This is a genomic window from Candidatus Seongchinamella marina, assembly GCF_026262685.1.
Lineage (GTDB): Bacteria > Pseudomonadota > Gammaproteobacteria > Pseudomonadales > Halieaceae > Halioglobus > Halioglobus marinus.
In genome coordinates this window covers 252,916-265,275 of the sequence record NZ_SHNP01000003.1, presented here as the reverse complement: position 1 = coordinate 265,275, position 12,360 = coordinate 252,916, and the positions used below count along the sequence as shown (strand labels likewise).

Below are 12,360 nucleotides of genomic sequence, written 5' to 3'. Positions count from 1 at the left end.
AAAAAGGGGCCGTAGCCCCTTTTTGTTGACTCGTAATAAGCGCTTAATGAGTCGCTGATTCACCTTCTGCAGCTTCGCTAGCCTGAGCCGCTGACTGCGCCAACGCCTGCTGGTACAGAGCCTCAAAGTTTACCGGAGCCAGCATAACGGGTGGGAAACCACCTTTGACACACAAGCTGTCAATGCTCTCGCGAGCGTAAGGGAACAGGATGTTCGGCGCTGCTGTACCCAGGACACGCCTCAGGTCTTCGCCTTCGATGCCGGCGATCATAAAGATACCAGCCTGTTGCACTTCCACCAGGAAAGCAGTTTCTTCGTCGACCTTGGCGGTAATCGTAACGCTCAGCACGACTTCGAAGTTACCGTTATCGTCTATCTTGTCACTCTTGGTGTTCAGATCCACGTTAACAGCGGGTTGCCACTGCTTTTTGAAAACATCCGGTGTCGCTGGAGATTCAAAAGAAATATCTTTGGTGTAAATGCGTTGCATTGCAAACTGCTGTTGTACTTGTTCGTCGGCCATGGTGCCGTCCTCCGTTAGTCTTGATTGTGTTGGTGCCGCGATTTTAAGCCGAGGCTACCTCTTTTAATAGTTCATCCAACTGACCCAACTGCTCTAGGCGAGCGAGGTCGTCATAGCCGCCAACATGGTGCTCGCCGATCCAGATTTGTGGCACGGTACGGCGGCCACTCTTCTCGGTCATTTCTCGACGCAATTCCGGACGGGCATCGACTCCAATATCCGCATATTCGACGCTTTTACTATCCAGCAAAAAACGTGCCTGCGAACAGAAAGGGCAGAATCGGGTGGAATACATAGTGATTGAAGCGCTCATCAGTACTTACCCGTTACTGACCACAGGCAACTGCAGATTCTTCCATTCCATCATGCCGCCGGTCATTATATTAATGTTCTCATAGCCTTCAGCGTTGAGCTTTTTGCCCACCGCACCAGCGGACTGACCCATTTTGCATACCAGTACAATGGGTTTGTTTCGGTACTTTTCAAGTGCCCCGGTATTATTCAGCAGTTTTGCTGATGGAACGTGCATGGCGTCCACAATGTGGCCGCCGCGAAAGTCGGCAGTATCTCGCAGGTCGACAAATACCCCTTCCTGGGCATTCACTAAATTAATGGCCTTCTGCGGGCTGAGTGAGGTGCCAGATTTACGGGTCTCATGCATGAACAGCATAATTCCCACTGCCAGCAAGGCAGCCACCAGTATCCACTGCTGGGTAAGAAATTCTAGAACTAAAGCCATGGTAATGTCTGTCTCGGGGCGGCAGCTGCCATCGGGGATTGACGTTGGAGCCGGTGGCTGTCAGGTCAGCGGCTATTTTTGAAAGGACGCAAGTATACAGGCTACAGTGGCTCGCAACCACCCCCGAAAGCCTTGCCCCTGTTGGTCTACAGCCAATTGTTAGTGGGCAATGCAAGGGACTGCCAGACAAGGTAAAATGCCGCCCTGTGATTCTTAGCCAGCGATGGAAAACCAATGAGCAATAGCTGTAAAAAAACCACTGTTCTGGTCATTCTGGATGGCTGGGGCCACCGCGAGGAAACCCAGGACAACGCTATTGCCAACGGCGACACTCCCGTGTGGGACCGGCTCTGGCGCGAGTCACCGCACACTCTGGTCTCCGGCTCTGGCCTGGACGTCGGCCTTCCCGCCGGGCAAATGGGCAATTCTGAAGTCGGTCACATGAGCCTGGGGTCAGGCCGAGTTATCTACCAGAACATCACCCGTATCGACCAAGCCATTACCGACGGCACATTTGATCAGAACCCGGTTTTCACCGGCGCTATCGACAAGGCTATCGCCGCAGGAGGCGCGGTGCATTTGTTCGGCCTGCTCTCGCCCGGAGGCGTGCACAGCCATGAAGATCAAATTTTTGCCGCCGTAAAAATGGCTTCAGATCGCGGGGCAAGCAAAGTCTACCTTCACGCTTTTCTCGACGGGCGCGATACGCCACCGCAAAGTGCCAAACCTTCGCTGAAAAAAGCCCAAGATCTTTTTGACGAGCTAAACTGCGGTCGTGTCGCCAGCATTACCGGGCGATACTACGCCATGGATAGAGACAACCGCTGGGAGCGAGTAGAGCCGGCCTATCGATTGCTCACCGAAGGTGTGGCCCAATACACCGCAGTGGACGCCGTCGCTGGCCTTGAAGCCGCTTACCAGCGAAATGAAAACGATGAATTCGTCTTGCCAACTGTGATCTGCCCAGAGGGAAGCCAACCCGCCTTTGTCGCCGATGGCGATGCGGTGCTATTTATGAATTTTCGCGCGGACAGGGCCAGAGAAATGACCCGAGCCTTCGTTGAAGACAATTTTGACGGGTTTAAGCGTCAGGCTCGGCCCAGTACATCCGCTTTCGTCACTAGTACCGAGTATGCAGCTGACATCGAAGCTGCTTGCGCCTTCCCTCCCGAGAGCCTGAAAAATGTCCTTGGTGACTATCTGGCCCAGCAGGGAATGACACAACTGCGTATCGCCGAAACCGAGAAATACGCGCACGTCACGTTCTTCTTCAGCGGTGGACGGGAGGAAGTTTTCCCAGGAGAAGACAGAGAACTAATCCCTTCTCCGGATGTGGCAACTTATGATCTAAAGCCGGAAATGAGCGCACCGGCTCTCACAGATAAACTGGTCACTGCGATTCACTCCGGGCGCTACGATTTGATCGTTTGTAATTATGCCAATGGCGATATGGTCGGTCACACAGGGTCCTATGAAGCCGCACTTAAAGCTGTGCACACGCTGGACAACTGCCTGGCCAGAGTCGAACAAGCGGTGCTTGAAACAGATGGCCAGGCCCTGGTGACTGCAGACCACGGCAACTGTGAGCAAATGCTCGACTACCAATCCGGGCAACACCACACTCAACACACCACTGAGAAGGTGCCACTGGTATACATCGGCAATAGCTCATTAGAGCTCGATCCCGCCGGAGGCATTCTCGCTGACATAGCCCCTACTCTATTGGCTATGATGAATATAGCCTCGCCAAAAGAAATGACCGGGCGCAGCCTGGCCGGACCTAAATCCTGACTCATGGCCACATAATGAGATCCCTGTTGCCCGCAGTCCTAATGCTGCTGGCAATGGTCGCGCTACTCGCTCCTGAAAATGCCCGGGCGCAGTCTGATGAGGAGAAAGCCTCAGCACAACTGCAGGCACTAAGGTCGGATATCAGCCGCATTAACCGCGAGATCAGCAGTGCCAACAAACGCAAAAATACCTTGCAAGCCCAACTGCGTGAGGCAGAGCTGAAACAATCGGGTATTAGTCGAGACATTAATCGCACGAACAAAGCTATCGCCAATCAGCAAAGCGAGCTCGCTGAACTGCGACAAGAAAAAACATCACTGGAACAGGCCCGGGATCAACAGCAGTCACGCATCGCTATGGAGCTGCGCACCGCATGGCAAATGGGTCAGCAGGGGCAGATCAAAGTACTGCTGAATCAGGAAAGCCCGGATACCGTTGCTCGGGTGATGGCTTATTACCGTTATTTTTTTCGCGCCCGCAACGAACTGCTGAACGAGTTCCGGGAAACCCTGGTCGCACTGCAAGGTACCGAAGAACGGATTGCCACCACCCTCGGCCAATTAGAACAGCGGCAGACTGACCTGGAAAAACAACAGCAAGCGTTGTCCAGAGCGCAGCAGACTCGCCATGCCGCTGTCGCGAAACTGAACGACAGTATTAAGGGCAAGGGCGCTGAGTTGAAAAAAATGGAGGCCGACCAGAAAGAGTTACAACAACTGCTGGACGCCATTCGTGAGGCGGTCGTTAACCTGCAGGTCCCGGAGAACTACCAGCCCTTTCAGTCCGCCAAGAGCAAAATGCCCTGGCCGGTGCCTGGCCGGGCCAGCGCTCGCTTTGGCAGTTCACGCAATCAGGGCAAAATGAAATGGCAGGGAGTCACCATCCCGGCCCCGGCAGGCACGCCGGTGAAAGCCATACATCACGGCCGCGTAGTTTATGCGGATTGGCTGCGAGGTATGGGCTTGTTGCTCATCATCGAACATGGTGATGGCTTTATGAGCTTATACGCTCACAACCAGACCCTGCTGCGAGATGTGGGAGAGTGGGTCAGCGCAGAGACCCCGATAAGCACCGTAGGCGACAGTGGTGGCCTGACCAAGCCCGCCCTCTACTTTGAGGTGCGCAAGAAAGGCAAACCGGTCAATCCCGCCCACTGGTGCCGTCGTTGAACCCCTTGGCCAGCGCAGCGGGCTTTAGGTTACACTTACTTTTTGTTCACTGAATACTGGCCCAGGCCAACGGCGGTACCCATGTCTTGCTCAACCATTCACCAGCGACTGCTCAGCCTCGTTACAGCAACCTGTCTTTCTTTTGGGGCCTCGGCCGCTATTGAGGAACAGGGGCAATTACCCTTGGACGAGCTGCGCACTTTTGCTGACGTCTATAACCAGATACGTATCGGCTACGTCGAAGACATAGACGATAGCACCCTGCTGGAATATGCCATTCAAGGCATGCTGATGGGTCTGGATCCGCACTCGGTCTACATGACCAAGGAAGCGTTCGAAGGTTTGCAGGAAGCCACCAGTGGAGAATTTACTGGCTTGGGTCTGGAGGTCGGCATGGAAGATGGCTACGTCAAGATCATCTCTCCTATTGACGGCTCCCCAGCGGCCGAAGCCGGTCTCCAAAGCGGTGACGTGATTCTCAAACTGGGTACAGTGCCTGTCAAAGGCATGAGCCTAAGTGACGCTATCGACAGTATGCGCGGCCCGGCCGGCAGCGAGATAAAACTGACCGTAGGCAGGTCAGGTGAGAGCCAACCTTTTGAGGTCACACTTTTACGTGATGTCATTAAAGTCGCCAGCGTGCGCCAACGCTGGCTCGAACCCGGCTACGGCTATATCCGTATCGCCCAGTTCCAGAGTGCGACCGGCAAGGATGTAACAGGCGCCCTGGAAAAATTGATGAACAAGCAAAAACTGAAGGGCCTGGTGCTGGACCTGCGTAACAATCCCGGCGGAGTCTTGCGCGCCAGCGTTGATGTTGCGGGTTTGTTTATGGATGGCGGCAAGGTAGTTTACACAGAGGGCAGGCTGCCAAATTCAGACATGGAGTTCAACGCCCAGCCGGAGGACGCCACCGCCGGAATTCCCATCGTTGTGCTAATCAATTCAGGCTCAGCGAGCGCCTCGGAGATTGTTGCCGGCGCTCTGCAGGACCATGGTCGTGCTGTGATCATGGGTACCCGCAGTTTTGGCAAGGGCTCTGTTCAAACGGTATTGCCGATTTCTGACTCCAGGGCGGTAAAACTCACCACTGCCTTGTACTTCACACCCAACGGCCGCTCAATTCAGGCGGAAGGCATTGAGCCGGATATCGAAGTGGAACGGGCGAAGGTCACGGCCTACGATAACTCTCGTCGAGTGACGGAGGCAGACCTGACCGGTCACCTTAATAACGCCAATGGCGAAGACCAAAGCAAAAGCAAGAAGCCCGCCAGCAGATTGCTCAGCAGGGACAACCAGCTGTATGAGGCGTTGACCTTACTCAAGGGCATTAATATATTGGGATTGCGTGACGACAAAACTGCCAACATCGAGCAAGATGCAAGAGGCGAATCCTGATGGGGGTCGCCACGTCTTTTTAATTCTGGGCCTACTGGCCTGGCTGATCTTACTCACGAGTTCACCTGCCGTCCTGGCTAAGGAACACTGGACCGATTCCTGCCTACGGTCACCGCCTCCGGAGCTCGCTCCGTCCTCACCCCGCGGCACACTGGTACTTATTATCGATGACCTGGGTCACGGTCGCCGCACTGGCCTGTCCATGGTGGCACTTCCGGGAAAAATAAACCTGGCCATATTGCCGCATACACCCCACGCCAAAGAACTGGCGCAGGCGGGCTTCGCGGCAGGTAAGGAAATCATGCTTCACGTACCTATGAGCAATTCGGGCGGGACCCTGATGGGCCCCGGCGGATTAACTCCTTCACTGAGTCGCGAGGAATTTGATCGCACCCTCACCGAAAGCATTGATGCAATCCCCCATGTGCGAGGCATCAATAATCATATGGGCAGCGAGCTCACCACCCTTCCACTGCAAATGGGCTGGGTGATGCAGGCGCTGATTCGACGTGGCCTTTATTTCGTTGATTCACGCACCAATGCCAGAACGGTGGCAGCCAAAACAGCGGGCAACTACAACGTGCCTCATCTATCCCGATCTATTTTCCTGGATAACGAAATTTCCGAAGTGGCTATCACCAGCCAATTCAATCATTTAGTGAAGCGGGCAGAACAAGAGGGCCTGGCTGTGGGAATAGGTCATCCCTATCCTCAAACTGCCAGTGTATTGGCGAAGCAATTGCCGTCTTTGAAATGCCGGGGCATTGAGCTGGCACTAATTTCGGAAGTACTGCAAAAACAGCGGGATATCCCCGCACAAGCAGTCCCGGCAGAAGACGATTACAATCAAACCTCAGAGCCGAACTTCAATATCCCGCTCGGCCATGTAGGCTTTGGCCTGGGGAACAGTGTACTCACCGAAATGGAAAATACTGGCAGCAAGCACCGCATCGGCACCCCCGATAGTGACGCCCTCAACCAGGTGGTCCAGGTTGCCAACGCCCCCTGATGCAATGACCGGAATGTTCACGGCATCAGTGATGGCGCGGGTGACACCCAGCTCAAAGCCATTTTTCGTACCGTCCCGATCCATGCTGGTGAGCAGTATTTCGCCAGCCCCGAGGCTCGCCATTTTTTCAGCCCAGGCAACAGCATCAATGCCAGTGGGCTTACGACCACCGTGAGTGAAAATTTCATAGCGCGGCTCACCGCCAACATCCTCCACCCGCTTGGCATCAATCGCCACCACAATACATTGAGAGCCAAAACGTTCGGCTGCCTCTCGAACCAGCTCCGGATTGTGAATCGCGGCAGTATTGATACTCACCTTGTCAGCGCCAGCATTTAGCATGGTACGAATATCTTCTACGGTGCGAATGCCGCCGCCTACTGTCAGCGGAATAAATACATTCTCGGCTATCTGCTCCACCGTATGCACCGTGGTCTCTCGGCCCTCATGGCTGGCCGTAATGTCCAGGAACGTGATTTCGTCCGCGCCCTGCTCGTTATACCGAATAGCAATTTCTACCGGGTCACCCGCATCGCGAATATCGACAAAATTCACACCCTTGACGACCCGACCGTTCTCCACGTCAAGGCAGGGAATAATACGTTTGGCCAAACCCATGGTCAGGCTAACTCAGGGCGCAGGCGCACACACTGCCTGTCTATGAAGTTGATATCGAAAGCTGTCAGCATTGGCCATTCCATTGCAGGAAGTTTTTCAACAGTTGCAGCCCAGCGGTGTGGCTTTTTTCCGGGTGAAACTGCACCGCGAACAAATTGTCCCTGGCCAGGGCCGCATCGACGTGCACACCGTAATCCAGTGCTCCAGCAACCAGGTCGCGCTGCGCTGCATCCACGTAATAACTGTGCACAAAATAAAATCGGGTTCGGTCTTCAATACCTTGCCACAAAGGATGATCGCGCGTCTGGTGGACCTCGTTCCAACCCATGTGAGGCACCTTCAGGCGCTCACCTTCCTCACTGTTAAGCGAACTGCCAAAATAACGCACGTTCCCGGGAATCAAGTCCAGGCAATCTACGCCGGCATTTTCTTCAGAGCGCGTCATTAGCGCTTGCATACCGACACAAATAGCCAGTACCGGTTTTTGTTGCTCAAGCAACGCATCGGCCAGGAGCTGATCGCACTTGAGGCGACGAATCTCGGCCATACAATCGCGCATAGCACCTACGCCGGGGAATACCACGCGATCTGCCTGGCGAATCAGTTCAGCATCGTGTGTCACCAACACCTGCTCCGCACCCACATGCTCCAGAGCACTGGCCACCGAGTGCAAGTTGCCCATGCCGTAATCAATAACGGCGACTACACCACTCATCGTCTAATCCTAGAGCACACCTTTGGTGGATGGGGTGACGCCTGCCATGCGAGGGTCTTGCGACAGCGCCATACGCATCGCGCGCCCAAAAGCTTTGAATACGGTTTCAACCTGGTGGTGAGTGTTGTCACCGCGTAGATTATCAACATGCAACGTCACTTGTGCATGATTGACAAAGCCCTGGAAGAATTCCATGAACAGATCGACATCGAAGCCACCCACCATTGAACGGCTAAAGTCTACATTGAAGATCAACCCAGGCCGGCCTGAAAAATCGATCACTACCCTCGATAACGCCTCGTCCAACGGGCAGTAGGCATGGCCATAGCGCATAATGCCTTTCTTGTCTCCCGCCGCTTGAGTAAACGCCTGACCCAAGGTAATGCCGATATCTTCCACGGTGTGGTGATCGTCGATATGCAAATCGCCCTTGGCGTGGATATCAAGATCAATCAGGCCGTGACGCGCAATCTGGTCCAGCATATGCTCCAGGAAAGGTATCCCTGTTTCAAAGTGTGCCGAACCGCTGCCGTCCAGATTAACGGTAGCAGTGATCTGGGTTTCCAGCGTGTTGCGTTCAACTGTGGCCTTGCGCTCAGCCATTTTGCACTCCAAATGAGTCGATGTTCGGGGCCTGCCCCCAAAGACGGCGGCCATTATAAGGGAATAGACCCCTGAATTCACTGGCGATAATACCGTCCTCAAAGTACCCTCTGAGCCAATATATTCTAACCGCTTTGAATCGCCTTGGGGCAAAGAAGCCAATCCAGCCCTACAAAGGAAGCATTGCCCAACCATGGCTACAGATTTTTCCAAGCGTGTACTAGGCTGGTTCGACCAGCATGGCCGTCACGACCTTCCCTGGCAGCGCGACACCACGCCCTACCGGGTTTGGGTCTCGGAAATCATGCTGCAGCAGACCCAGGTCAAAACTGTAATTCCGTATTTCGCTCGTTTCATGGCTGCGTTTCCAACCATTGACAGGCTTGCCCAAGCGGACGAGGACCAGGTGCTGCATTTGTGGACAGGGCTGGGTTACTACGCCAGAGCCCGAAACTTACACAAAGCGGCCAAGTACGTTTGCCAGGAGTTGAATGGGCAATTTCCAGAAGAGGTGGATGAACTTTGTCAGTTAGCAGGTGTTGGCAGGTCCACAGCAGGGGCGATTGTCAGTATCTCTTATGGCAAGCGCGCCGCGATACTGGATGGCAACGTCAAGCGCGTGCTGGCGCGCTATCGTTCGGTAGACGGCTGGCCCGGCAAGACAGCGGTGCATAACAGGCTGTGGGAGATCGCCGAACAGTATACGCCTTATACACGCAGTGCCGACTTTACCCAGGCAATGATGGACCTTGGAGCCACCGTATGCACTCGCTCGTCGCCGCAGTGCGACAGGTGCCCACTCTTTGAGGATTGCAGCGCTCGCTGCGACGCTAAGCAACTAAACTACCCGGGTAAAAAGCCAAAAAAAATAACTCCGATAAAGTCTACGCGCTTCCTGATGCTGCGCGACAGCATGGGGGATCTCTGGTTGGAAAAACGCTCTGCCCCCGGCATATGGGGCGGGCTTTGGTGCTTTCCTGAGGCCCATGATGTGAACGAGACCGACTGGTGCATCGACCGCACGGGTCGTCCCCCTGCTTACGTTGAACCCTGGCCGATCTTTCGACACACCTTCAGCCATTACCACCTGGATATCGAACCCCTATTGATTCAACTGGATTTTCAGTCAGAGCAAGTTATGGAAGCCAACCGGCAGCTCTGGTATAACGTGCGCCAACCGCCACAAATTGGTTTAGCGGCCCCAGTAGTGGGGCTACTACAGCAACTAGCCAGTCATAACGAGGCACAGGAGTAACAACATGGCCCGCACCGTATTTTGCAAAAAGTATCAGGAAGAACTGGAAGGGCTGGATGCAGCTCCCTATCCAGGGCCTAAAGGCCAGGATATTTTTGATCATGTTTCCAAGAAGGCTTGGCAGGCTTGGCAGGCCCACCAGACGATGTTAATCAATGAGAAGCACCTGTCGCTGGCAGATCCTGATGCCAGGAAGTACCTGCAACAGGAAATGGACAAGTTTCTTGCGGGTGAAGATTACGACCAGGCTGAAGGCTACGTAGCACCCTCTGAATGAAGCACTTGCATCGGCCAAACACGCTTGACTCGAGCAAGTCATACGGGTTTAATACGCGCCTCTCGCGAACCCCGATTACGCCCAGATAGCTCAGTCGGTAGAGCAGGGGATTGAAAATCCCCGTGTCGGCAGTTCGATTCTGTCTCTGGGCACCATCTTTCATCAAGACTCCTCTGCAATACCATACATATAGCCCTGCGGGGCCATGCGGTGAGAGTCCGACTTTCTATTTACCGCAAGCCGACTGATTAATTGTTGGCAGCCGGACTTCCAGCGAAACCCACGATCTGTGCAATCAGGAAAGCGCTATGTAATATCCGTTGACGGACGCTTCCAACTTCCTCTCATCTAACTCATAAGCTTCGTCAGCCCTGACTTTTTGCATAAAGTCATTACTTTCACCCTGAGCAGCCCAGGCACCGGTACTGCCAATGAGGACCGAAAGTGCCAGTACCTGTATCAATTTCTTAGTTTTCATCTTTGTTCCCCTCGTGGCTTGGTCGCCTCAGGTTAGTATGGACACATAGTGCCAATGCGCAGGTCCTCTGGAGAGTGCTGCCTACGCCAAGCTGATGACCCTGTGCGCCAAAGGCGCACAAAAACGTGAAATTAGCTGCACCTGGTCTCGCCTTGCTCCCCTGTGCCACGCCTCACACCACCTTTTTGACGGTGGTGCTGACGCACTGCATGCCGGCGCAAACCGTGGTAACTTAACCGTCAATTTACAGCGCGGAGTCCAGCGGGTTGCTCACAGTTTTCATCGTCAATATGATCGTTATTGCACTCGTCGTCGTGATTCACTACGAGTTTTTATACCGTTTCACGATCATCATGCCGCAACTCAAAATCCGCCACCGGTTCAGGATTGTTCTGGGCGTATTCGCCGCGCTAAGCGCGCACGCCGCTGAAGTATGGATTTTCGCCCTCTCGTATTACTGGATGCACCACAGGCCCGGATGGGGCGAGTTTCGCGGGAATTTTGAAGGTAGCCTAATGGACTGCGTCTATTTTTCCTTCACCACCTATACCACCCTTGGCATGGGTGACATCGAGCCTATTGGTGACCTTCGCTATCTGACGGGATTGGAGTCTTTGACTGGGCTGGTACTGATTACCTGGAGCGCTTCCTTTTTGTATCTTGAAATGACCCGTTACTGGGACCGGGACTAATTCCGCATGCGCTTTCTCTGGCTGGCTGCATTTCTGATTACGCTCGCCTGGTCTGCTATAAACCCAAAAGAGCCGATCACCTGGGCGCTCGAAGTTGCGCCGGCAATCATTGGTTTATTAGTACTAGCGGGAACCCGTCATACCTTTCCCTTAACACCTCTGCTCTATGGCCTCATCCTCATTCACTGTTTAATCCTGATGGTCGGAGGTCACTACACGTACGCCGAGGTCCCACTATTTGACGGCCTGTTTGGCGCTGAACGCAATAACTACGACAAACTCGGGCATTTCACTCAGGGTTTCGTTCCTGCAGTGATTGCCAGGGAACTACTGATCCGCAAACGTGTAATAGCCAGTGCGCTCTGGCGCAATTTTATTATTGTGTGCTTTTGCCTGGCTTTTTCTGCGTTCTACGAATTACTAGAATGGCTTGCCGCGGTAATAATGGGCAGTTCGGCAGAAGCCTTTCTTGGCACCCAAGGCTACCAGTGGGATACTCAGACTGACATGGCGATGGCGCTGTTTGGCGCTATAGCGGCTCTCGTGACCCTCGGACGCATACACGACAAACAACTAAAGCGACTTTGACATGGCGACTATTCATATCCGTAAAGGCACGTCTGCTGACGTCGACCTGATCTTTCATTTTATCCGTGAACTGGCCATTTATGAAAAGGCCCTGGATGAAGTTACTACCGACGAGGTCATGCTTCGCGAGGCTTTGTTCGGCGATAACGCGCGGGCCTATCCGCTGATCTGTGAGATGGACGGGGAAGCGGTTGGCTTCGCCATTTATTTTTACAACTTTTCTACCTGGCTGGGAAAGTATGGGATCTTTCTGGAGGACTTGTATGTCTCACCGGACTCTCGCGGGCACGGTGCCGGTAAAGCACTGCTTCGACACCTTGCGAAACTGGCCGTTGACGAGGGTTGTGGTCGATTCGAGTGGAACGTACTGGACTGGAACGAACCTTCGATCAAGTTCTACGAAGCTTGTGGTGCTGTTCCAATGAGCGAATGGGTCGGTTACCGACTACAGGGAGATGCACTCGATAAATTCGTAGCGGACGAGGTGAGGTGATAAACATCGTCA

15 protein-coding genes, 1 tRNA gene and 1 pseudogene are annotated in these 12,360 nt (G+C 53.9%); 10 read left to right on the top strand and 7 right to left on the bottom strand.

What is annotated here, in order from left to right:
* Nucleotides 1-43: 43 nt before the first annotated feature.
* The 3 genes from secB to EYC87_RS09635 are packed head-to-tail and all read right to left on the bottom strand — an operon-like array spanning nucleotide 44 to nucleotide 1,262.
* Complete coding sequence (secB, locus tag EYC87_RS09645; protein WP_279252679.1) at nucleotides 44-523, bottom strand: protein-export chaperone SecB; 480 nt, start codon at nucleotides 521-523, stop codon at nucleotides 44-46.
* Between the two features lie 43 nt (nucleotides 524-566).
* A complete protein-coding gene (grxC, locus tag EYC87_RS09640; protein WP_279252678.1) occupies nucleotides 567-836 on the bottom strand; it encodes a glutaredoxin 3 in 270 nt (89 codons plus the stop codon).
* Between the two features lie 6 nt (nucleotides 837-842).
* Nucleotides 843-1,262, bottom strand: a complete 420-nt coding sequence (locus EYC87_RS09635) for a rhodanese-like domain-containing protein (RefSeq protein ID WP_007230036.1) — start codon at nucleotides 1,260-1,262, stop codon at nucleotides 843-845.
* A 234-nt stretch (nucleotides 1,263-1,496) separates the two neighbouring features.
* Between EYC87_RS09635 and gpmI the strand changes: the two genes are divergently transcribed.
* The 4 genes and pseudogenes from gpmI to EYC87_RS09615 form a co-directional block, all read left to right on the top strand.
* Complete coding sequence (gene gpmI / locus EYC87_RS09630; protein ID WP_279252677.1) at nucleotides 1,497-3,053, top strand: 2,3-bisphosphoglycerate-independent phosphoglycerate mutase; 1,557 nt, start codon at nucleotides 1,497-1,499, stop codon at nucleotides 3,051-3,053.
* Nucleotides 3,054-3,067: 14 nt separating this feature from the next.
* The gene (locus EYC87_RS09625) at nucleotides 3,068-4,222 is read left to right on the top strand and encodes a murein hydrolase activator EnvC family protein (RefSeq protein WP_279252676.1); all 1,155 of its coding nucleotides are present in this window, start codon (nucleotides 3,068-3,070) and stop codon (nucleotides 4,220-4,222) included.
* An 81-nt stretch (nucleotides 4,223-4,303) separates the two neighbouring features.
* Nucleotides 4,304-5,620, top strand: coding sequence for a S41 family peptidase (locus tag EYC87_RS09620; protein ID WP_279252675.1), 1,317 nt, complete (start codon nucleotides 4,304-4,306; stop codon nucleotides 5,618-5,620).
* Nucleotides 5,601-6,398 (top strand): annotated as a pseudogene (locus EYC87_RS09615) (divergent polysaccharide deacetylase family protein); the annotation flags it as partial. The gene EYC87_RS09620 and the pseudogene EYC87_RS09615, both read left to right, overlap by 20 nt.
* Nucleotides 6,399-6,473: 75 nt before the next feature.
* On the opposite strand, the gene hisF reads toward EYC87_RS09615, so the two are convergent.
* From hisF to hisB, 3 genes are all read right to left on the bottom strand, one after another.
* Entirely contained in the window at nucleotides 6,474-7,247 is a 774-nt protein-coding gene (gene hisF, locus EYC87_RS09610; RefSeq protein WP_007229904.1) for an imidazole glycerol phosphate synthase subunit HisF, read from the bottom strand.
* Nucleotides 7,248-7,311: 64 nt separating this feature from the next.
* Nucleotides 7,312-7,962 carry an imidazole glycerol phosphate synthase subunit HisH gene (hisH, locus tag EYC87_RS09605; RefSeq protein WP_279252674.1) on the bottom strand — a complete coding sequence of 217 codons (651 nt, stop codon included), beginning with the start codon at nucleotides 7,960-7,962 and terminating at the stop codon, nucleotides 7,312-7,314.
* Nucleotides 7,963-7,971: 9 nt separating this feature from the next.
* Nucleotides 7,972-8,565: an imidazoleglycerol-phosphate dehydratase HisB gene (hisB, locus tag EYC87_RS09600; protein ID WP_279252673.1), complete on the bottom strand. Its 594-nt coding sequence runs from the start codon at nucleotides 8,563-8,565 to the stop codon at nucleotides 7,972-7,974.
* 193 nt (nucleotides 8,566-8,758) lie between these two features.
* Here hisB and mutY point away from each other — a divergent pair, with 193 nt between their 5' ends.
* The 3 genes from mutY to EYC87_RS09585 all read left to right on the top strand — a co-directional run bounded on the left by mutY (nucleotide 8,759) and on the right by EYC87_RS09585 (nucleotide 10,252).
* Nucleotides 8,759-9,820 carry an A/G-specific adenine glycosylase gene (gene mutY / locus EYC87_RS09595; RefSeq protein ID WP_279252672.1) on the top strand — a complete coding sequence of 354 codons (1,062 nt, stop codon included), beginning with the start codon at nucleotides 8,759-8,761 and terminating at the stop codon, nucleotides 9,818-9,820.
* Between the two features lie 4 nt (nucleotides 9,821-9,824).
* Entirely contained in the window at nucleotides 9,825-10,097 is a 273-nt protein-coding gene (locus EYC87_RS09590) for an oxidative damage protection protein (protein ID WP_007230005.1), read from the top strand.
* 79 nt (nucleotides 10,098-10,176) lie between these two features.
* Nucleotides 10,177-10,252, top strand: a tRNA-Phe gene (locus EYC87_RS09585).
* Between the two features lie 140 nt (nucleotides 10,253-10,392).
* Here EYC87_RS09585 and EYC87_RS09580 read toward each other — a convergent pair.
* The gene (locus tag EYC87_RS09580) at nucleotides 10,393-10,575 is read right to left on the bottom strand and encodes a hypothetical protein (protein ID WP_279252671.1); all 183 of its coding nucleotides are present in this window, start codon (nucleotides 10,573-10,575) and stop codon (nucleotides 10,393-10,395) included.
* 266 nt (nucleotides 10,576-10,841) lie between these two features.
* Here EYC87_RS09580 and EYC87_RS09575 point away from each other — a divergent pair, with 266 nt between their 5' ends.
* From EYC87_RS09575 to EYC87_RS09565, 3 genes are read left to right on the top strand one after another with little or no spacing between them, the layout of a single operon-like run.
* Complete coding sequence (locus EYC87_RS09575) at nucleotides 10,842-11,267, top strand: potassium channel family protein (protein WP_279252670.1); 426 nt, start codon at nucleotides 10,842-10,844, stop codon at nucleotides 11,265-11,267.
* Nucleotides 11,268-11,273: 6 nt separating this feature from the next.
* Nucleotides 11,274-11,855, top strand: coding sequence for a DUF2238 domain-containing protein (locus tag EYC87_RS09570; RefSeq protein WP_279252669.1), 582 nt, complete (start codon nucleotides 11,274-11,276; stop codon nucleotides 11,853-11,855).
* Nucleotide 11,856: 1 nt separating this feature from the next.
* Nucleotides 11,857-12,348 carry a GNAT family N-acetyltransferase gene (locus tag EYC87_RS09565; RefSeq protein ID WP_279252668.1) on the top strand — a complete coding sequence of 164 codons (492 nt, stop codon included), beginning with the start codon at nucleotides 11,857-11,859 and terminating at the stop codon, nucleotides 12,346-12,348.
* Nucleotides 12,349-12,360 lie beyond the last annotated feature (12 nt).